Origin of the sequence: Bradyrhizobium diazoefficiens, assembly GCF_016616885.1 — a bacterium.
GTDB classification, from domain to species: domain Bacteria; phylum Pseudomonadota; class Alphaproteobacteria; order Rhizobiales; family Xanthobacteraceae; genus Bradyrhizobium; species Bradyrhizobium diazoefficiens_F.
On sequence record NZ_CP067102.1, the window covers coordinates 6,840,961 to 6,860,568 of the forward strand.

The 19,608-nt window shown below is 63.6% G+C and carries 16 protein-coding genes; 3 read left to right on the forward strand and 13 right to left on the reverse strand.

Annotation, left to right across the window (positions count from 1 at the left end):
* The first annotated feature begins 3 nt into the window (after positions 1 to 3).
* Positions 4 to 741: a Crp/Fnr family transcriptional regulator gene (locus JJC00_RS31835; RefSeq protein ID WP_200469740.1), complete on the forward strand. Its 738-nt coding sequence runs from the start codon at positions 4 to 6 to the stop codon at positions 739 to 741.
* Between the two features lie 1,045 nt (positions 742 to 1,786).
* On the opposite strand, the gene JJC00_RS31840 is transcribed toward JJC00_RS31835, so the two are convergent.
* Positions 1,787 to 3,016 (reverse strand): glycosyltransferase family 87 protein, encoded by a 1,230-nt coding sequence (locus JJC00_RS31840; protein ID WP_200469741.1) that lies wholly within the window; start codon positions 3,014 to 3,016, stop codon positions 1,787 to 1,789.
* A 169-nt stretch (positions 3,017 to 3,185) separates the two neighbouring features.
* Entirely contained in the window at positions 3,186 to 3,350 is a 165-nt protein-coding gene (locus JJC00_RS31845; protein ID WP_200469742.1) for a Flp family type IVb pilin, read from the reverse strand.
* Between the two features lie 292 nt (positions 3,351 to 3,642).
* On the opposite strand from JJC00_RS31845, the gene JJC00_RS31850 reads away from it, so the two are divergent.
* Positions 3,643 to 5,130, forward strand: coding sequence for a hypothetical protein (locus tag JJC00_RS31850; RefSeq protein ID WP_200469743.1), 1,488 nt, complete (start codon positions 3,643 to 3,645; stop codon positions 5,128 to 5,130).
* Positions 5,127 to 6,587, forward strand: coding sequence for a hypothetical protein (locus tag JJC00_RS31855; protein ID WP_200469744.1), 1,461 nt, complete (start codon positions 5,127 to 5,129; stop codon positions 6,585 to 6,587). Before JJC00_RS31850 ends, JJC00_RS31855 begins: the two co-directional genes overlap by 4 nt.
* 134 nt (positions 6,588 to 6,721) lie before the next feature.
* Here JJC00_RS31855 and JJC00_RS31860 read toward each other — a convergent pair whose 3' ends face one another.
* The 11 genes from JJC00_RS31860 to tolQ all read right to left on the reverse strand — a co-directional run bounded on the left by JJC00_RS31860 (position 6,722) and on the right by tolQ (position 19,554).
* Entirely contained in the window at positions 6,722 to 7,141 is a 420-nt protein-coding gene (locus tag JJC00_RS31860; protein ID WP_200469745.1) for a DUF3052 family protein, read from the reverse strand.
* A gap of 12 nt (positions 7,142 to 7,153) precedes the next feature.
* The gene (ftsH, locus tag JJC00_RS31865) at positions 7,154 to 9,076 is read right to left on the reverse strand and encodes an ATP-dependent zinc metalloprotease FtsH (RefSeq protein ID WP_200469746.1); all 1,923 of its coding nucleotides are present in this window, start codon (positions 9,074 to 9,076) and stop codon (positions 7,154 to 7,156) included.
* A gap of 265 nt (positions 9,077 to 9,341) precedes the next feature.
* Complete coding sequence (gene tilS, locus JJC00_RS31870) at positions 9,342 to 10,457, reverse strand: tRNA lysidine(34) synthetase TilS (protein ID WP_200469747.1); 1,116 nt, start codon at positions 10,455 to 10,457, stop codon at positions 9,342 to 9,344.
* A 54-nt stretch (positions 10,458 to 10,511) separates the two neighbouring features.
* Positions 10,512 to 11,546 (reverse strand): tol-pal system protein YbgF, encoded by a 1,035-nt coding sequence (gene ybgF / locus JJC00_RS31875; protein ID WP_200469748.1) that lies wholly within the window; start codon positions 11,544 to 11,546, stop codon positions 10,512 to 10,514.
* 184 nt (positions 11,547 to 11,730) lie between these two features.
* Positions 11,731 to 12,219, reverse strand: coding sequence for a peptidoglycan-associated lipoprotein Pal (gene pal, locus JJC00_RS31880; RefSeq protein WP_148754001.1), 489 nt, complete (start codon positions 12,217 to 12,219; stop codon positions 11,731 to 11,733).
* Positions 12,220 to 12,496: 277 nt separating this feature from the next.
* Positions 12,497 to 13,246, reverse strand: a complete 750-nt coding sequence (locus JJC00_RS31885) for an N-acyl amino acid synthase FeeM domain-containing protein (protein ID WP_200469749.1) — start codon at positions 13,244 to 13,246, stop codon at positions 12,497 to 12,499.
* Between the two features lie 162 nt (positions 13,247 to 13,408).
* Complete coding sequence (locus tag JJC00_RS31890; protein ID WP_200469750.1) at positions 13,409 to 15,739, reverse strand: putative bifunctional diguanylate cyclase/phosphodiesterase; 2,331 nt, start codon at positions 15,737 to 15,739, stop codon at positions 13,409 to 13,411.
* A 244-nt stretch (positions 15,740 to 15,983) separates the two neighbouring features.
* The gene (tolB, locus tag JJC00_RS31895) at positions 15,984 to 17,336 is read right to left on the reverse strand and encodes a Tol-Pal system beta propeller repeat protein TolB (RefSeq protein ID WP_200474301.1); all 1,353 of its coding nucleotides are present in this window, start codon (positions 17,334 to 17,336) and stop codon (positions 15,984 to 15,986) included.
* A gap of 41 nt (positions 17,337 to 17,377) precedes the next feature.
* Positions 17,378 to 18,337: a protein TolA gene (locus tag JJC00_RS31900; RefSeq protein ID WP_200469751.1), complete on the reverse strand. Its 960-nt coding sequence runs from the start codon at positions 18,335 to 18,337 to the stop codon at positions 17,378 to 17,380.
* Between the two features lie 4 nt (positions 18,338 to 18,341).
* Positions 18,342 to 18,794 (reverse strand): protein TolR, encoded by a 453-nt coding sequence (gene tolR, locus JJC00_RS31905; protein ID WP_200469752.1) that lies wholly within the window; start codon positions 18,792 to 18,794, stop codon positions 18,342 to 18,344.
* A gap of 43 nt (positions 18,795 to 18,837) precedes the next feature.
* Entirely contained in the window at positions 18,838 to 19,554 is a 717-nt protein-coding gene (gene tolQ, locus JJC00_RS31910) for a protein TolQ (RefSeq protein ID WP_027532430.1), read from the reverse strand.
* Positions 19,555 to 19,608 lie beyond the last annotated feature (54 nt).

Genomic DNA, 19,608 nt, shown 5'->3' on the forward strand with positions numbered 1-19,608 from the left:
AATATGCCGCACAAAGATAACCTACTTCTCGCATCGCTCTCGCCGGGCGATCTGGCTGCCCTTCAACCCTCCCTAAAGCTCGTGGATCTCGAACAGGAGCAGGTGTTGTTCGAGGCGGGCGATAGCATCGACGCGACCTATTTTCCGACTAGCGCGGTCATTTCTATCGTGGTCACGCTATCGAGCGGCCAAGTCGTGGAGGCCGCGATGGTTGGCCGAGACGGCGTAATTGGCGCATCGGCGGCGCTCGATGGCCGGAAGTCGCTAAGCCGGGCTGTGATCCAGCTGAGCGGTAGGGCAATGGTTTGCAGCTTGGCGGAGCTCAGGGGGGCGGCCATGCAGAGCCAACCGCTTCTTTCACTGCTGATCAGACACGAGCAAACCCTTTACGCTCAGGCGCAGCAATCCGCCGCCTGCATGGCGGCGCATCATGTGAACGCCCGCCTGTGCCGCTGGCTGCTCAGATCGAGAGACCTATCGCAAAGCGATACGCTCTTATTCACGCAAGAGTTCTTAGCGGAGATGCTAGGTGTCAGTCGAACAAGCGTGACGGTCGTGGCGCACACGCTTCAGCAGGCCGGGATCATCAAATACACCAGAGGCAAGATCCGGATAACCAACCTTCAGGCCCTGCAGGATGCGGCCTGCGAATGCTACGAAACCGTGAAGTCGCAATACCAGGGCTTGCTCGGAGGAGATGATAGCGTGGGCGGAACTCGCATTCCGCCGTCGGCCATCTAACCGCGCAGTGCATCTGGAAAGCACGACTTTCTCATTTCGGTGGTTGAAGTCCTGGCGATGACAGCCACGCGTTTATGTATCTGGCTATATCCAAGCGGCTAGCCCTGCGTAGGAGCGCGTCGCGCTCCGGACCTGACGGCGGCCGTCCCGCGCGGTCCTCTAGGTCTTTAGCTGCCTCGGATACTCGCTCATTAAAAGCGGGGCGGCTTGCCCGCTCTTCATTCGAGAGCCGCTTTCGGGTCATCGCCACGTCACGCCTGCCCAGCCTGACAGCCTTTTCGTCAGTTCCTGGGCAAAACTACATTCGGGCATGTTAATGTTTCAATCCGAAACGAGGAATCAGGAGGGAACGACGCAAAAATCCGGCAATGTCAGGAACACGACATAGCAACGCGCGTTGTGTTCACTTGATCTTCGCGAGCCGATCTCAAGGGCCTCCCTCACGTATCGAATGTTATTATTCGGGCAGAGGGGACTGATCAGAAACCCACAATGTAAGTACCCTCGGAGGCTATCATGGATGGCTCTCGAAGCGAACGCGCACGCGCGCGTGCACGACACCTTTTGGCACAAATCGCACCCTCACCGGATGACTCTGAGGTCCAGCGCTTGCGCGAATTATCGATGGATTACATTCGCGAGGCCGAAAGACTCGAGATGGAACGTGTCACCCCGCGAGAGCCCAGCGAACAAATCTCTGAAGCTTTGGATGCGATAGCCCGCGACTATTTTGCTCGTGCTGTTCGAAATATGTCAAAAGAGTAATCCATCCACACACGCCCAATGCCGCGGCCAAAAAATTGATTTGCGGGTCTCGGCGCTGTGGTCATCTTGGTACTTTCCGACGCCGAAATCGGCGATCGGAATGAGTTCGTTTTGTTACGCCGCGTGAGTCTGCTTTTGTGCCCGTTGCGGCGGTTGAGTGATGTCCGCTATTCCGCCGCTGTCGAGGGTGAAGCAGACATCGATGCGCGGAGGGCGAGCGTTTACGGGTACACGCCCTAGCGTCTCGCGCCAGACCCCGATCAGAGCTTGGTCGAGCTTCTCAATTCGGTTGCGTGGCCGCAAGCTGCATCGATGCAGCCTCGGCGGCCCGCCAGGCTGCGCAGCGGCCGAGGATCAGTCCGAAGACGATGAGGATCGCCGGGAAGCCCACCGGCTGCCCGAGAAACAGGAAGGCCGCAAGCAGCGCGAAGACGAGCGCCAGGGACATCACCTGATGGCGCGCGAAACCTTCATCGAGTCCGGCGCGGATGAGAAAGGCCACCGCGATACCCAGCACAACCAGATCATACATGAAGAGATAAGGCGTCGTGAGCAGCGTTGCCGCCGCGAGCATCGCCGCCTTCAGGGCGTAGGGCAGCCTGCTCCGCCACATCACGACCAGCACGGCGGCAACCGCCGCCGTCAACACCCACTGGAAGATCCATCCGAGCTGCTCGGTGCCGCCGACATAGCGCACCAGCGCGAAGATGCTCTGCATCTTGAACCAGGGTGCGCGGCCTTCGGTCAGGAAGGCCTGCGAGAACATCGGAATCCAGTGGAAGAAGGCCTGCCAGCTTTCGGTCCCGAATGCGAGCCAGGATGCCCCTGCAATCGTCACGGTGACGATTGCGGCGGTGAAAAGCACCGTCCATTCGGCGGCGGCGAGCAGCACCAGCGGAAACAGCAGTCCATATTGGGGTTTGTAGCTCAGAAGGCCGAGACAGAGTCCGGCCAGCACCGGCCGCGTCGGCAGCAGATAAAGCATGCCGCCGATCAGAGACGCCGTCAGGAAACCGTTCTGCCCGACCAGGATATTGAGGAAGGCGGCGGGAAATCCAATCGCAATCACCAGGCCCGCATTGCGCCCAATGATCGCGCGCATCACGGCGAGATAGGGGACCATGCTGAACGCGGCCCAGCCGATGAAAGCCACCGCATAGGGAAACTGCGCAAGGAAAGACGCGACGAACAGGAAGGGCGGCGGATAGTGCCAGGCGAAATGGCCGACGAAATCCTGTTTGAGCAGCGCAAGCTCGACCTGCTTCTGAATGTCCCAATCCCAGGCCTGTGCGGGATGGCCCTCGAGCGCCAGCTTTCCGGCCGCCCAGACATTGACGAAATCCGTCGGGATCCCGCGTCCGTCCGCATCGAAGATCCATGCATGCGCCAGATAGGCCGCCGGAAAATACGCCAGCGTGACGATCGCCAGCACGAAGGAGATGTTGAGGAGCGTCGCTGGGAGTGCGCCGTGTCGACCAACAGCAGGCGGGGCGGACGAGGCTTCGGCCATACGGCTTCCTTTGATGCAACACGGTGACGCAGATGCCTTCAAGCCATACACCCGAGGGACTTGAAGGAGGCTTAAGCCTGATCGTCGAATGCCCCGCGCCGATGCTCCGGGCAACGCAAAAGAGCCCCGTCAATGACGGGGCTCTTCGCTATTCCGGCGATCGTCGAGCTTACTTGAGGCTGGTCGAGATCGAGGCGAACTTGCCATTCAGCTGGGTGCCGAGCTGGTTGACGACGGCGATGATCGCCAGCGCGATGCCGGCGGCAATCAGGCCGTATTCGATGGCGGTGGCGCCGGATTCGTCCTTCACGAAACGCGAAACGAGGTTCTTCATAGACTGCTCCAAAGGATACACGTGGCTTCAACTGGTCCGGTCTTTTCGGCTTCCCAGCGCCGCCCGACCATGGAACCCAACGTAAGGGCAAAGACTTGCGCCGCAGTTAATTCGACTGCGTAAATCCGGAACCGTTTGTATGTATTCGCCGATGGTAAACCGAAATCTAAAACAACCGGTTAAATTGCCGGGACACGAGGCAAGGTAGCGCCGCCGATTTACGGGAAGTTATGACCGCCATGGTCAAATGCCGGCCGCTCGACCAACAGGACCAAGAACAAGACGAGGCGGCATGTCCCTATCCCTCACCAACAGCATTACGGTGCAGAGCCGCGCGCGAGCGTTGGTGCCGCTGTGTGTCGGCGCGGGCGCCTATCTCTTCTTCCTCTATATCGGCGACACGTTGCTTCAGGACTCCGATTCGTTCTGGCAGATCAAGATCGGTCAGTGGATCCTCGATCACCACGCCCTGCCCACCACCGACTTCTATTCCTTCACGCGCCCCGGCGAGCCCTGGATCTCGACGTCCTGGCTGTCGCAAATCCTGTTCGCGGTCTCTTACGCGCAATGGGACTGGGCCGGGCCGGTAGTCCTCACCGCGCTGGCGATTGCGGCGTCGGCTGCCGTTTTGGTTTACCTGCTCGATGCGCATCTCGAAATTCCGCGCTCGGTGCTGTTCGCGATGCTGGCCGTGCTGTTGTCGCTGCACCACATCCTGGCGCGGCCGCACATCCTGGCGCTGCCGGTGATGATCGCATGGGTCGGCATTCTCATGAATGCGGCCGACCGCAAGGTCACGCCATCCTGGGTCTGGCTGCCGCTGATGTCGCTGTGGGCGAACCTTCACGGCGGCTTCGTGCTCGGCCTCGCGCTGATCGGCCCGATGGCGCTGGACGCAATCTGGACTCTCGATTCCGGCAAGCAGATCCGGCTGCTCGCGCGCTGGTTCCTGTTCGGCGTCGCCGCGATGGCAGCCGCCTGCGTCACGCCCTATGGCTGGCGCACGCTGCTGGGCGCCACCAACATCCTCAATCTCGGCGAGCTGCTGTCGGTCATCTCGGAATGGATGCCGGCGAATTTCGCCTCGTTCTCCGCGTTCGAAGGCGCGATCCTCGGCCTCATCGCGATCGGCCTGTTTCGTGGCCTGACGCTGTCGCCGCCGCGCATCCTCCTGATCCTGCTTTTCACCTGGATGGGGCTTACCCATGTCAGGAGCATCGAGGCCTTTGCCTTCCTGGTGCCGCTGGCGCTCGCCAAGCCGCTGGGTGAAAAATCACCGCTGCCGCAGGCTGACGCGCAAGCCGTCCAGAGCACGCCGGCGCGCTATGTCACGGTTATGGGTGCACTGATGATCGCAGCCGCGACCTGGACCTCGACCTCGATCTACATGTCGCATCACCGCTTCACCTTCACGATGGGCCAGACGCCAGTGGCCGCCGTCGACCTGCTCCGAGAGCGCAAGGCGCAGCGCATCTTCAACGCCTACCAGTTCGGCGGCTATCTGATCTCGCGCGACATCCCCGTCTTCGTCGACGGCCGCGCCGAGCTCTACGGCGAGAAGTTCGTGATGGACTTCTTCAAGGCCACCGAGGGCAAGAAGCCCGAGCTGCTGCCGCGCCTGCTGGACGAATACAAGATCGACGCGACGCTGCTGGGAGCCGACACGCCGGGACCGCAAATCCTGGACCACATCAAGGGCTGGAAGCGGCTCTATGCCGACGACATCGCCGTGATCCATGTGCGGGATGGCGAGCCGGCGGCGGCGCCGGCCAAGCCATGACCATCGCGGCCAGCCTTCCAATCGCGCGGGCCCGGCGCAATCTGGCGCCGCTGTGCGTCGCGGCTGCGATCTTTCTGCTGCTGCTGGTGAGTGGCGACAGCCTGCTGCACGATCCTGATACACTCTGGCAGATCAAGGTCGGCGGGTGGATCCTCGATCATCGCGCCGTGCCCTGGACCGACTTCTATTCGCTGACGCGCCAGGGTGATGTGTGGCTTTCGACCTCATGGCTATCGCAAGTGCTGCTCGCGACCGCCTATTCGCATTGGGGATGGGCCGGCCCCGTCGTGCTGACCGCGGCCGCGATCGCGCTGGCGATGGGATTGCTGCTGACCTTCCTGCAACGGCAACTCGACCTGCCCTATGCGCTGGTGTTCTGCCTGCTGGCGATGACGCTGGCGGCGCCGCATCTACTGGCCCGACCGCATGTGCTGGCCCTGCCGGTCATGGTTGCCTGGACCGGCGCCTTGATGGCCGCGGCCGACCGCGGCCGCGCGCCGTCGTTCCTGCTGCTGCCACTGATGGTGCTGTGGGCCAACCTTCACGGCGGCTTCGTGCTTGGACTCGCCTGGATCGGCGCAATCGGCCTCGAGGCGCTCTGGCGCGCCGCGCCGTCGCGCCGGCTGCCGCTTGCGCTGCGCTGGGCCGCGTTCGGGCTCGGAGCGCTGGCGGCGAGTTGCTGCACGCCCTATGGCCTGGACACGCTGCTCGGTGCCGCCCGCATCCTCAGCCTCGGCAAATCGTTCTCCGTCATCGCCGAATGGCGCCCGGCCGATTTCAGCTCGTTCAGCCCGTTCGCGGGTGCGCTGCTCGGATTGCTCGGTCTCGCGCTCACGCGTGGGCTGATGCTGTCGCCGCCGCGCGTGCTGCTGATCCTCGGCGCGACCTGGATGGCGCTGGCGCATGTCCGCAGCATCGAGACCTTCGGCGTGCTCGTTCCTCTGGTGCTCGCGCAGCCGCTGAGCGGCTGGTTCAGGCCCATCTCTGATGCGCCGCGCAGCTTGCGGATGACCCCAGGCGCCCCGGCGGCGCTGGCCGCGGTGGCGATCGTGCTTGCGACCGCAAGCGCGACCGCGACCTTTGCAGGCCGTCATGTCTTCGAATTCTCCACGGTACAGACGCCGGTTGCGGCAGTCGACGTGCTGGCTGAGCGCAAGGCCGCGCGCGTCTTCAATTCCTACGGTTTTGGCGGCTACCTGATCGTCCGCGACATCAGGCCTTTCGTCGACGGACGGTCGGAGCTCTACGGCGAAAAATTCCTGATGGACTATTTTGCCGCCGAAGACGGCCGCGACGTCTCCGGCCTGCTGCGCATGCTCGACGACAACAGGATCGACGCAACGCTGCTGACGCCGGATTCGCCTGCGGCCCAGATCCTGGATCACATCAAGGGCTGGAAGCGGGTCTATGCCGACAAGGTCGCGGTGGTCCATGTGCGGGATGATGGGGCGTGGTGAAGCAGCGGGGGCTGCGGCGAAGTGAGATATCGTAGGGTGGGCAAAGCGACAGCGTGCCCACCACTTTCGTCACGAATGCCGAGAGATGGTGGGCACGGCGCTTTCGCGCCTTCGCCCACCCTACGAGAGCAGTGCTATTTCGTTGGCTTCGCGCGGTCCTTGACGGGGATCACGAGCTTCAGGCCGGACCAGACGTCGTCGACGGCGCAGATCTTGATATCGACGAGGCCGCCCGCGCGCGCGGTCTCGCGTACCAATGCTTCGGTGACATCAGTCGCGACCCCGGACGCTTTCTTGGGCCAGGATGCCCAGATCATTCCATTGGGCGCGATCGCCTTGCGGTAGCTGCGCAGTTTTGCAGCGAGGCCTTTGGTCTCGGCTGCGAAGAGATGCACCATGTCGAGCGGCGGCTTGGCGGTCTTGGCAATGATCACACCGTCAGGAAGTTCGCCGACGACATCGCGATAGGGCGCCGCAAGACCATCCACGAAAATACAAAAGCCCGGCTTGATGCCGAGCTTTTGCACAATCGGTTTGCCGGAAGTGCCGGCCATGAGACGCGGACGTTACGCCTGCGGCTGCGGCTCCAGGCCGGGATCCGGATCGGGCCGCGGGCGCGACTTGCCGGCCGGGGGCACGGCCGAGGCGCGCGGCGTGGCCGGCTCGAGCACGGACTCGCGGTTCGGCTTCTTGCCCTTGAGCAGATCGACGATCTCGTCACCGGAGAGCGTTTCGAACTCGAGCAGGCCCTTGGCCAGCGCTTCGAGGTCACCGTGCTTCTCGGTGAGAATGCGGGTCGCTTCCTTGTAGCCTTCCTCGACCAGACGGCGGATCTCGGAGTCGATCTTCTGGACGGTCGCCTCGGAGGCGTTCTGCGTCCGCGAGACCGACATGCCGAGGAAGACCTCGTCCTGGTTCTCGCCGTAGGAGACGGTGCCGAGTTCTTCCGACAGGCCCCAGCGCGTCACCATCATGCGGGCAAGGCGGGTCGCCTGCTCGATGTCGGAGGCCGCACCAGAGGTCACCTTCTCGCGGCCGAAGATCAGCTCTTCGGCGACGCGGCCGCCCATCATGATGGCGAGGCGCGAGGTCATCTGCTCCAGAGACATCGACAGCTTGTCGCGCTCGGGGAGCTGCATGACCATGCCAAGCGCACGGCCGCGCGGGATGATGGTCGCCTTGTGGATCGGATCGGTCGCGGGCACGTTGAGGCCGACGATGGCGTGGCCGCCCTCGTGATAGGCCGTCAAGAGCTTCTCTTCCTCGGTCATGACGAGCGACTTGCGCTCGGCGCCCATCATCACCTTGTCCTTGGCTTCCTCGAACTCGGCCTGGGTCACCATGCGCTTGTTGCGGCGCGCAGCGGTCAATGCGGCTTCGTTGACGAGGTTCATCAGGTCGGCGCCGGAGAAGCCCGGGGTGCCGCGCGCGATGGTCTTGAGGTTGATATCCGGCGCCAAGGGCACCTTGCGGACGTGAACCTTGAGGATCTGCTCGCGGCCGACGACGTCGGGGTTCGGCACCACGACCTGGCGGTCGAAGCGGCCCGGACGCAGCAGCGCGGGATCGAGCACGTCGGGACGGTTGGTCGCGGCGATCAGGATCACGCCCTCGTTCGCCTCGAAGCCGTCCATCTCGACCAGCAGCTGGTTCAGCGTCTGCTCGCGCTCGTCATTGCCGCCGCCGAGGCCGGCGCCACGGTGACGACCGACGGCATCGATTTCGTCGATGAAGATGATGCAGGGCGCGTTCTTCTTGGCCTGCTCGAACATGTCGCGGACGCGGCTGGCGCCGACGCCGACGAACATCTCGACGAAGTCCGAACCGGAGATGGTGAAGAACGGCACGTTGGCTTCGCCCGCGACCGCACGCGCGATCAGGGTCTTACCGGTGCCGGGAGGGCCGACCAGCAGCACGCCGCGCGGAATGCGGCCGCCGAGGCGCTGGAATTTGCCGGGGTCGCGCAGGAATTCGACGATCTCCTGCAGGTCCTGCTTGGCCTCGTCCACGCCGGCGACGTCCTCGAAGGTGACGCGGCCATGGGCCTCGGTCAGCATCTTCGCGCGCGACTTGCCAAAGCCCATCGCCTTGCCGGCGCCGCCTTGCATCTGCCGCGACAGGAAGATCCAGACGCCGATCAGCGCGATGAAGGGCAGCCAGGAGACCAGCAGCGACACGAACCACGGCACGTTGTCGCCGGGCGGCTTCGCGGTGATCTGCACCTTGCTGTCGTACAGGCGCTTCACCAGCGTCGGGTCGTTCGGCGCATAGGTCTGGAAGCTGGAGCCGTTGGTGAAGGTGCCGTGGATATCAGGCCCCTGGATCACGACGTCGCGGACTCGGCCCTGGTCAACTTCGCTCAAGAGCTGCGAGAAAGCGATATCCTGCGAGGAAGCCCGCTGGCCCGGATTCTGGAAGAGCGTGAACAACGCCAACAGCAGCAAAACAATGATGACCCAGAGGGCGAAATTGCGCAGATTGGCGTTCATCGATCTTCCTTCGTGGTCGCGCGGATCGCGGCCTCATCCTTGGGCAACTAGAGAAAATCCCCAAGGAATCCTCTCGGTTAGACGCATACAATTTAGGTGCCGCCCCGGTCGCTGCCAAGGGAACGAGATGGGACTATTTAGCCCATCTTAGATCGATTCCCGCTGAAATAATGGCGCCCTGGCCGGGGTTTTTCCTGCCTGGTTAAGGTGTCCTGACGGCGGGCCGTCGAAACGGCCGGTGTCATGATGCGCCCTCATCCGCCCTTCAAGCCCCTTCACGTCTTCCTGGGGACCGTCGGGCCGGCGCAGGCGCGATGTGGATACGCCCCCCGGCAAGACTGATCAAGGCTCCCGCCAGGGTCTGCTTCAGGATGGCACGGCCATTTGCAGGTGCACGGGAGCGAGCCGCCATGTCCTGATCGCGAATGTCCTGATCGTGCATGCCCTGATCGCGCATGGCCTGATCGAGCGCGGCCAGCAGGGTCTCGACTTTGGCGAGTTCCGCCGGCCCCTCGTGCCCGAGCGCGTCGATGGCCCGCAGCAAGAGCCGGAGCCGGACTTCTTCCGGCAGGGTCGCGAAGGCCGCGGCCTCGAAACTGCGAACGCCCGGCTGCAGCGCATCGCCGCGATCCCGCAAACGGAGGAAGCGCTCGGCGCCGTCGGTCAGCACCTCGACCGCCGCGTTGGCCCGGGCGAGCCGCGCCGATAGTCTCACCAGCGTGCGTGCATCGCCGCCCTCGGCTGCGAGCTGCGGCAGCAGCGCCCGCAACCGCGGCCGCGTGAAGGCCGCATCGCGATTGGTCGGATCGTCGGCAAACCCGATCCTGGCCCGCTTCAGGGTCGCGACGAGCTGCGATTTCGGCACGTCGAGCAGCGGTCGCGCCAGCACGATTCCGTCGCGCGTCGTGAGGCGCGACATCGCCGACAGCCCGGCAATGCCGCTGCCGCGGAGCAGCCGCATCAACAGGGTCTCGGCCTGGTCGTCGCGGGTATGGGCGGTCAGCACATGGCTCGCGCCGGCCGAGCGCGCGGCCTGCGCGAGCAGGCGGTAGCGGGCTTCGCGCGCGGCGGCCGGCAATCCTGTTGCAGGCTTTGGACCGCGCCAGCGCAGGGTCCGGTGCGCCAGTCCGAGCTCGACGGCGAGCCGTTTGACCTCACGCGCCTCGCGCGCCGCCTCCGCCCGCAGGCCATGATCGACGGTGACGACGGTGAGCTCCGGGCCGCGCGCGAGGCTGCGCCGCCAGCGCGCCGCGAGCCACATCAGCGCGACCGAATCGGGCCCGCCGGAGACCGCGAGCACCAGCGCCGGCGCGCTCTTGAGCTCGGCGAAGAGCTGCTTCGCCGCGCGTGCCGAGATCGGAGAATTGTCGTCGTCTGACATGACGCTATAATTTAGCGCAGCGCCATCCGCGTTGTCAGGCTCAAACGCCGCAGATCAGCACTTCACCCGCTTCTGCTCGCGGTCGACCGCGGCTTTGACGCCGGCCGAGGCGCGCGGATATTTGCGGCCGACCTCGCCGAAGGCGGCGCAGGCGGCCTCCTTCTCCTTCAGCGCGGCGAGCGACTGGCCGAGCCGCAGCAGCGCATCCGGCGCCTTGGCCGATTTATCGTATTTGGTGGTGACGGCGAGGAAGGCCTCTGCCGAGTCGCGATATTGCTGGCGCTGGAAATAGCTTTCGCCAAGCCAGTATTGCGCGTCGCCAAGCAGCGGGTCGCTCGGATACTTCGCCGCAAAATTCTTCATGGTCTGCTCGGCGAGCGCATAGTCCTTGCGCTGCATATAGCCGATGCCGAGATCGAACTCGTCGCGCGGCGTGGCCGAGGGCGGCAGCGTCGCGAGAGCCGGACCGCCCGCCTGCGGCGGATAGCCGGGCTGGGCCGGCACTGCGGCCTGCGGATAGCGGCCGCCATTGTTGCTGAGATCGAGCGGCTCGCTGGCGCCGCGGCCGCCGGGCGCACCACCCTGAGCCCCTGCCGACATCGGCTGCTGGCCGCCGCCAAGCGCGCGCGGCGCACCGGGCGCATTCGGACTCTGGCTCGGGTCGAACGCATCACCACGGCGGCGCGTGCCGGGCGCGCCGGGGCCCGGCTGCTCCTGAACGATCGGCGCGGGAGAGCCGATCTGCGGCTGCTCGTAATTCGGCTGCGCAGCCTGTTGCTGCTGCGGAGGCTGCTGGCGATAGCCAGGGGCGACCTGCGCGGGCGGCACGGCCGCGACGTTGGGCTGTGCCGGCGCCTGTCCGGGCGCACCTTGCGCGCCGCCCTCGAGCTGGCGGATGCGATCCTCGAGCTGGCGGTTGCGATATTGCAGCTCTTCGTTCTGGCCGGTGAGCTGGCGCAGCTGGTTCTCCAGCCGCTCGATCCGCATCTCGGGGTCGCCGTCGTCCGACTGGGCGAAGGAGGGCGCGCACAAAGAGAGCAGCGCGGCGAACGCCACGGTGCCGTGAATTGCCTTGAATTTGGATGACATCTTGCCCTGACGACGAAAACAAAATTGGCGACGGAACATGCGACGCGCCACACTTTGAAAGGCAGTACGCCAAAAATGTGACTGGCACCACGGGGTTTCTGTCACAGATCGCTGAAACGAAACCGGCGCCCGAGAGGGCGCCGGCATAATCGGTTTCCGAAGATGAACAGCGGCTGACTGAACGTCAGGAGCTCGCGTTCAGCACGGTCACAGCGCGACGGTTCTGCGACCAGCAGGAGATGTCGTTACAGACGGCGACGGGGCGCTCCTTGCCGTAGGAGATCGTGCGCATGCGGTTCGCATCGATGCCGCGCGAGGCGAGGAACGAGCGCACCGACTGGGCGCGGCGGGCGCCGAGCGCGATGTTGTATTCACGGGTGCCGCGCTCGTCGGCGTGACCTTCGATGGTGAAGGAGTAGCGCGGATAGGTCTGCAGCCACTGCGCCTGCTTCTCGAGGGTCACGATCGCCTGCGGGGTCAGATCGGTCTGGTCGCTCTCGAAGAACACGCGGTCGCCCACGTTCACGACGAAGTCCTGCTGGCTGCCCGGCGTCGCCGCGCTCGCATTCGCGTCCATACCCACGTTCTTGTTGGCGCAGGCGCCCATCGACAGGGCAATGGCAAGCACGGCGGCCAGCTTCAATCCCTGGAGGATACGCATAGGATATTTCATTCCGGAGCCTCCACGCTCACGTTCGTCCACTGCTGTCCGGTCTACAGGGGGTTGGTTAAGCGAACGTTCCGTCAACCTTGACGGAACCTTGCCTCAGCCGATCAAATGCCCCCAACCAGCGAAAAGCACCCGCTATGGTTAATGGGTTGTAAATGTGGCGCGAGGGTGAAGGCAAGTCACCTGAGCGGGCAAAAACGCCTGCTTTGCTTGAATTCTGGGCCTTGGTCCGGGCGGGGATCCCGAAAGGCCGCCAATATATCGGAACCGCAACCGCCGGTCAGCCCAGGGTGGCCACCGGAGCAGGGCTGAGGGGGGCTGAAACGAGAACCGGCCGGGACCCAGCCTGGCGCTGATCATTGCGCTCGAACAGCATTCGCCGTTCGAACGCGTTTGAACGCATGATGGGAAAGCGTGTCAGCACCTTTTCCCGGAGGTTTCGGAAATCGGACGCCATCAACGACGTCTTCATCGTATGCCAGCCTGGAAACGCGCGCGGTTCGGCGACGGGCTCATGCAAAAACACGCGACGGTAAAATGGCTGGTGATCGGGACGCACCATCGCGAGGCCCGTATCAGCATTGAAATACTCGCAGGCCAGATAGGCCAGCCGCAGGGTCAGGTAGGGGAGCTCTGGAAGTCGCTTGGCTTTGTCCGGATCGGCAGCAAGCCGCGCTGGATCGACGAAAACCTCTCCCCGATCGAGCCGCCCGTGGAGAACATCGCCATACAATTCGGTCGAATAGGATAAACGGCATTCCCGCGTCAGGAGATGGATACGGACGGAGCTGCATAGCTCTCCATCGACGTAAACGCCGAATATCCAGACATTGGGCGCGTCATCATAGACGTCGCGGACCTGACATGTCTCTGAGGGTAAGATCAATCCGCTGTTCAGATACGCCTTGTAGCGCAGGTGGTAGATCGAATCTCTGTCTTCGGGAGTTTCGATCAGTCGGTAGTCGATACGATCGAACAGCGCTGCCCCTCGCACTGGCGAAGGCCCGCGTAGCTCGACTTGAGACGACATCCGATACTCCCAAACTTCCAAACAACTTCTGCGAGTACGGAAAGATTAATGGTTCCTTAATATAATTGCAAAGCCTTAGAGGGGTTAGGGTTAACCATTTGGGACCCGGAAAACCACGGATACCGCCCGACACATCGAGACAAGATCGAGCGTCGCGTGAAGCTATGCGAGTGATCGCGAGGAGACGACGATCAACTGCTCCTGCAAGCGATTGCCGTGCGAAGCATTGAGCAATTGACGGACCCGCACGGCCGGGACCGGACGGCTAAACAGATAGCCTTGTCCTTCCGTGACTGTGCCATCGGCGCTGACGAGCTCAAGCTGCTCGCTGGTCTCGATGCCTTCGACCACGACCGCCATGCCGAGGTCGGCCGACAGCCGTGCCACGCCGCGCAACAGCGTCAGCGGGCGGTCGGTGTCGATGCCCTCGAGGAAGGAGCGGTCGATCTTGACCTTCTGCATCGGGAAGTTGTGCAGATAGCTGAGGCTCGAATAGCCGGTGCCGAAATCGTCCAGCGAGATGCGCACGCCAAGCGCATGCAGCTGCGACAGGATATCGTGAGTGAGCTGGGTGTTGCGCAGCAGCGAGGATTCGGTGATCTCGATCTCGAGGCGGTGCGCCGGCAGGCCCGACACCTCGAGCGCGTAGCGGATCTCGCTCAGCACGTCGCGCTGGTGGAATTGCTGCGGCGAGAAGTTGACGGCGACGCTGACGCTCTCCGGCCACTTCATGCATTCCATGCAGGCGCGGCGCAGGATCCAGCGGCCGAGATCGACGATCAGGCCCATGTCCTCGGCGACCGGGATGATGTCGACCGGCGAGACCGTGCCACGCACCGGATGATTCCAGCGCAGCAGCGCTTCGCACGTTGTGATCTTGCCGGACTTCAGATTGACCAGCGGCTGGTAGAACAGCTCGAACTCCTCGTTGGCAAGCGCCTTGCGCAGGTCGAGCTCGAGGATACGGCGAGCCTCGACGGTGGCCGCCATCTCGTCGCGGAAGAAGCAGAAGGTGCCGCGGCCGTCGGCTTTGGCGCGGTAGAGCGCCATGTCGGCGTTCTTGAGCAGCGTGTCGGCGCTGACGCCCTCCTGCGAGGTCAGCGCGATGCCGACGCTGGCGCCGATCTCGACCAGGTGATTGTCGATCCGGTAGCGCTCGCTCAGGCGCTCGACGACGCGGCGGGCAAGGCTCGCAGCATCCTCGGCCGCGCTGATATTCTGCTGGAATACGACGAACTCGTCGCCGCCGAAGCGAGCGACGAAATCCTCGGGCCGCAGCATCTCGCGCAGGCGGTTGGCCACCGCACAGAGCAGCTGGTCACCGCAGGGATGGCCGAGCGTGTCGTTGACCTGCTTGAACTGGTCGAGGTCGACGAACAACAGCGCGGAGAGCCGGTCGGAATGACGCGAGGCCGCCAGCAGGGATTCAATCTCGTTGCGGAAATGGACACGGTTGGGGAGCGCCGTCAATTCATCGTAACGGGCAAGATGGGTGATCTTGGCCTCGGCATTGCGCCGCTCGGTCACGTCCTCGAGCAGCAGCACTGCGCCGCCATCGGCCATCGGCTGGACCGTCCACGACAATGACCGGTTTCTCTCCGCGTCGGGATCGACGGTCACGATCTCGTTCGCATGCGAATTCTCGATCTCGGCGACGATCATCTCGCCGCTCGCGGCCGAGATGGAGCCGGAGCTGACGCACGCGGCCAGGATGTCACGCGCCCTGATGCCGCTCCGGGCGAGATCGTTGGGGAGGTCCAGCATCTCGCTGAACCGGTGATTCATCACCGCGAGCTGCCGGTCGACGCGGAACATGCATAGACCGTGCGGCATGTTGTTCAAGGCAGTGTCGAACTGGCCGGCAAGCGCGGCTTCGCGTTCACGAGCCACAACCGCCCGCATGAAGATCTTGTGCAGATTGGCCGAGATCTGCATGATCGCCAGCAGGAAGGCGCCACTCACGAACGACATCGCGATGTAATAGGGTGCGCCCCGCAACGCCAATGCGATCACCGCGGGACCGAATTGCAGCAGGGCCTGCAGATGAAAAATCGATGGACGCCCGTACGCCCTGCCCGCGCCGCCCGCGACGATTCCGGTGGTGACGGACAGGCAGATCATGTGGACGACGGCGTCGTCACTGCTGAGCAGAGTGACGGAGCACCAGATGCCGATGGCGGTGGCCTGGATCAGCGCGCCGATCAGATAGCGCTTCTTCCACCGCGCGGCCTCCTGAGCCGTCAAGCTGGATTTGCGGGGCAGGAAATGATGCAAATCGAATGCGCGGATTGCGCCGGACATGATGAGAAGCCCGACACAAGCCCAGGTTGCGCCTTGCCCCGTCTTCAGCGCGGTCATTGCGGCGGCGATGGCGACGAAGATGATGCCGGCAAGCAACGGGCCGGGAGCCTCGAACAGGGAATCGATCAGCGCCGCCGAAAGATTCGGCGAGGGCTTTTGATCGATTTCTCCGTTCTGGTTCGAGAGTTGCATTTGAGTTTATTTACGCGTCCTGTTCGACGCGTACTTTTACCCAGATCAGATGAAGCCTTTCTGAGGGAACATCGTTAAAGTCGAGTTCTTTTTCGGCAATAGCGAAACTGTTTCCGCTGAAATATCAAGCAACTAGGCAAGCCTTGCCGGGCACAAGGTGAAGGAAAGCTTGCCGCGCACGCAGAAATCCGAAAAGTCGGCGCCTTTCTTCGAAAAACATCGCGCGTCGCAGCACGCGCGCGGTCTATTGGCCTGCTGTCGCGGACAGCAGCGGCGACCACGCCGGATCGGAGGCGAAGCCCGGCGTCGGCACCTTCAGCTCGTTGCGGCCGGAGATGTCGACGGAGAACAGCGACGGTCCGCCATTGCCGCCGGGATCGCGGAAGAACATCAGCACGCGACCGTTCGGCGAGAAGGTCGGGCCCTCATTGTGATAGCCGGAGGTGAGGAGCCGCTCGCCGGAGCCGTCCGGCTTCATGACGCCGATCGAGAACTGCCCACCGCCCTGCCTGGTAAAGGCGATGTAATCGCCGCGCGGCGACCATACCGGTGTCGAATAGGTGGCGTTGTTGTCATCCTTGGAGAAGGAGATGCGCTGCGCCTGTCCGCCGCCCGCCGCCATCACATAGATCTGCGACCTGCCGCCGCGATCGGACTCGAAACAGATGCGGGTGCCGTCCGGCGAGTAAGACGGAGACGTGTCGATCGCCGGCGTGTCGGTGAGGCGCGTGGTGGAGCGTGAACGCAAATCCATCACGAACAGGTTGGAATTGCCGCCCTGCTGCAGGCTCATGATGACGCGCTGGCCGTCCGGAGAGAACCTTGGAGCAAAGGTCATGCCGGGGAAATTGCCGACGATCTCGCGCTGGCCGGTCTCGATGTTGAACAGATAGACCTTCGGATCGCCCTGCCCGAACTCCATATAGGTGATCTCCTGCGAGTTCGGCGAGAAGCGCGGCGTCAGCACGAGGTCGGCGCCGCGGGTCAGATAGCGCACATTGGCGCCGTCCTGGTCCATCATCGCGAGCCGCTTGACGCGGCGCTCTTTCGGCCCGGACTCGTCGACGAACACGACGCGGCTGTCGAAATAGCCCTTTTCGCCGGTCATCTGCTCGTAGATCTGGTCGGAGATAATGTGCGCGATCCGGCGCCAATATTCCGGCGAGGTGAAATATTGCTGACCGGCGAGCTGCTGGCCGGTGACCACGTCCCACAGGCGGAATTCAGCTTTGAGGCGGCCGTCCGGCTGCCGCGTCATGCGGCCGGTGACAAGGGCCTGCGCGTTGAGGGTTTTCCAGTTCTGGAATTGCGGCGCGACGTCGATGTTGCTGATGCGCTCGATGAAGGCGGCCTGGTCGATCGGGGCGAACAGGCCCGAACGCTTCAGATTGTTGGTGATGACCTGCGTGACGCCGTTGCTGACATCGCCGTCAGCAGGCGAGCCCGGCACGAAGTTGGTGATCGCGATCGGGATCGGACGAAACTCCGTGGGATCGATGCGGAGGCGCCCCTGCTGCGGCTGCTGGGCGAAGGCCTGGCCGCCCCCGAGCAACGCGAGCGTCGACCCGGTCAGGGTCATGAAGCGGCGGCGGTTCATCGATCGAACGTCATTCATCGCAAATTTCTTTTGTCCGGATGTCACAACATGTCTTTCAGGCCGAAAGTCATCGGAATGAGCTTCCAGCTGTCGTATTGCTGCTTCGGCAGGAACGAATAGACCTGGCACTGCACGATGGCGCGCTTGGCGCTCTCCGCGACCGCCTGGGCGATCGAACGCGACGGTCCTCGCACCGCGATGATGACCGGCTCGGAGGCGAGCGATCCGTCGATCCTCATGGGAATGTCGATGTCGGCTTCGTACTGGTTGGCGTCCTGCCCATTATAGGTGGGCGTGAAGCAGCGCTTGACTGCGCCCTGGAATGCACCTTGCCAGGTCGCGACATTGGTGGCGGCCGTCCCGGACGTCGAGCCCAATGAGGCGGACGCATTCAGCGCCGCGCCGGCGAGCTCGTGCCGGGTCGCAGCACGCTTGTCGAGGTCGCGCTGAATCTGTGCGGGGTCGAAGCTGCGCTCCCTAGGCTTCGGCTGCTGCTGCGGCTGCACGGCCGCGACCTTTTGCTCCACCGGCTTGGGCGGCGGCTTCTTGGTGTCCAGCTTCTTCTGAAGCTCCGCGATCGGATCTTCCTTGGCCGGATCAGGCTTCTTCTCCTGCGGCTTCGGCTCTTCTTTGGGCTTGGCCTCGGCGACCGGCTTCGGCGGGTCGGGCTTCTTCTCGACCGGCTTTTCGACGGGCTTCGGCGGCGTATCGGGGGTCGAGTTGGTCTTGATCAGTTCTTTCTTCTCGGTGACCTTGCCGACGGCGTCTTCCTCGGGCTTGGCCTCGGCGATCTTCTCGACCTTGGGCTTCGGCTCTTCCTTCTTGCCGGTCTTCTGCCCGTTGGTGATCTGCGCGAGCTGGTCAGTGGAGATGATATCGATCGGCAGCGACTCTTCCGGCGCGATGAAGGCCTTGCTGCTAAAGGTCAGCAGCCCCCATCCAATCACGAGGACATGGAGGGCAATCGACGCAACGAGTGTCTTGTCGACGTTCACCTTCACCGGCTTAGGACCCCTGATCCGCTTCGGTGACGAGCGCCAGCTTCTTGAAGCCTGCCCCCGACAACTGACCCATCACCTTGGCGACGGTACCGTAATCCGCCTTCTTGTCGGCGCGCAGATAGATGCGCTCCTCGAGCCCGCCGCGCGCGTCCGTGATCGCCTTCAGCTTCGGGATCAGCTCGTTGATCGCGATCTCGGCGTCGTTGATGAACACCTTGCCCTTGATGTCGACCGACATCTGGATCGGCTTCTGGTCATTCGTCTCCAGGCTCTTGGCCTGGGTCTGCGGCAGGTCGAGCGGCACGCCCACGGTCAAAAGGGGCGCCGACACCATGAAGATGATGAGCAGCACCAGCATCACGTCGACCATCGGCGTGACGTTGATCTCGGCCATGACCGGCTTGCGCCGGCTGCGGCGCCCGCCGCCTCCGGACGAACTGGCTACGTTCATGCCCATGGCTTGGTGCCCAATCTCGCCTTCACACTATACATGCCGTCCGTCAGCCCCGCTCGTCGATCTGACGGGACAGGATGGCCGAAAATTCATCAGCGAAGCCCTCGAGCCGCTGGGCCTGCCGGTTCACCTCGGAAGTGAACTTATTGTAGAAAATAGTGGCAGGAATGGCGGCGATAAGGCCGACCGCGGTCGCGAACAGCGCTTCCGCGATGCCGGGCGCCACCACCGCCAAGGAGGTATTTTTCGACGCCGCGATCGACTGGAAGCTCGACATGATGCCCCAGACCGTGCCGAACAGGCCGACGAAGGGGCCGGCGGAGCCGACGGTCGCGAGCACGAGGAGCCGGCGTTCCAGCCGCTCGACCTCACGGGCGATCGAGACGTTCATGACCTTGTCGATGCGCATCTGGAGGCCGGCGACCGAGCGGGCGTGGCTTTCGAAAGAGCGCTTCCATTCGCGCATCGCCGCGACGAAACAGGCCGCCATGGAATGGGTCGGCTTGGCCGAGAGCGTGCGATAGAGCTCCTCGATCGACTCGCCGGACCAGAACGCTTGCTCGAAGCGGTCCATCGAGCGGCGGGTGCGGGCATAGAGAAAGATCTTGTCGATCGCGATGGCCCAGACCCAGACCGAGCAGGACAGCAGGCCCAGCATGACGCATTTCACGATCCAGTGAGCCTGCCAGAACAGCGCAATCAGCGACACGTCGGCGGAGGCGGCAACCGGAAGGGCGGACTGAGCCACGTCGGCCGGATTCATCTGAAGTATCCTCTCAAGGCGATCGTTACCTATGTCGCGGCCCGCAAATGGCGG

What these genes read in the sequence shown, in the direction of transcription:
- JJC00_RS31855 (WP_200469744.1), top strand. Translation starts at nt 5,127, where the DNA reads ATGACCATCGCGGCCAGCCTTCCAATCGCGCGGGCCCGGCGCAATCTG.
- tolQ (WP_027532430.1), bottom strand. Translation starts at nt 19,554, where the DNA reads ATGAATCCGGCCGACGTGGCTCAGTCCGCCCTTCCGGTTGCCGCCTCC.
- tolR (WP_200469752.1), bottom strand. Translation starts at nt 18,794, where the DNA reads ATGGGCATGAACGTAGCCAGTTCGTCCGGAGGCGGCGGGCGCCGCAGC.
- JJC00_RS31835 (WP_200469740.1), top strand. Translation starts at nt 4, where the DNA reads ATGCCGCACAAAGATAACCTACTTCTCGCATCGCTCTCGCCGGGCGAT.
- pal (WP_148754001.1), bottom strand. Translation starts at nt 12,219, where the DNA reads ATGAAATATCCTATGCGTATCCTCCAGGGATTGAAGCTGGCCGCCGTG.
- ftsH (WP_200469746.1), bottom strand. Translation starts at nt 9,076, where the DNA reads ATGAACGCCAATCTGCGCAATTTCGCCCTCTGGGTCATCATTGTTTTG.
- JJC00_RS31840 (WP_200469741.1), bottom strand. Translation starts at nt 3,016, where the DNA reads ATGGCCGAAGCCTCGTCCGCCCCGCCTGCTGTTGGTCGACACGGCGCA.
- JJC00_RS31890 (WP_200469750.1), bottom strand. Translation starts at nt 15,739, where the DNA reads ATGCAACTCTCGAACCAGAACGGAGAAATCGATCAAAAGCCCTCGCCG.
- ybgF (WP_200469748.1), bottom strand. Translation starts at nt 11,546, where the DNA reads ATGTCATCCAAATTCAAGGCAATTCACGGCACCGTGGCGTTCGCCGCG.
- JJC00_RS31850 (WP_200469743.1), top strand. Translation starts at nt 3,643, where the DNA reads ATGTCCCTATCCCTCACCAACAGCATTACGGTGCAGAGCCGCGCGCGA.
- JJC00_RS31860 (WP_200469745.1), bottom strand. Translation starts at nt 7,141, where the DNA reads ATGGCCGGCACTTCCGGCAAACCGATTGTGCAAAAGCTCGGCATCAAG.
- JJC00_RS31845 (WP_200469742.1), bottom strand. Translation starts at nt 3,350, where the DNA reads ATGAAGAACCTCGTTTCGCGTTTCGTGAAGGACGAATCCGGCGCCACC.
- JJC00_RS31885 (WP_200469749.1), bottom strand. Translation starts at nt 13,246, where the DNA reads ATGTCGTCTCAAGTCGAGCTACGCGGGCCTTCGCCAGTGCGAGGGGCA.
- tolB (WP_200474301.1), bottom strand. Translation starts at nt 17,336, where the DNA reads ATGAACCGCCGCCGCTTCATGACCCTGACCGGGTCGACGCTCGCGTTG.
- tilS (WP_200469747.1), bottom strand. Translation starts at nt 10,457, where the DNA reads ATGTCAGACGACGACAATTCTCCGATCTCGGCACGCGCGGCGAAGCAG.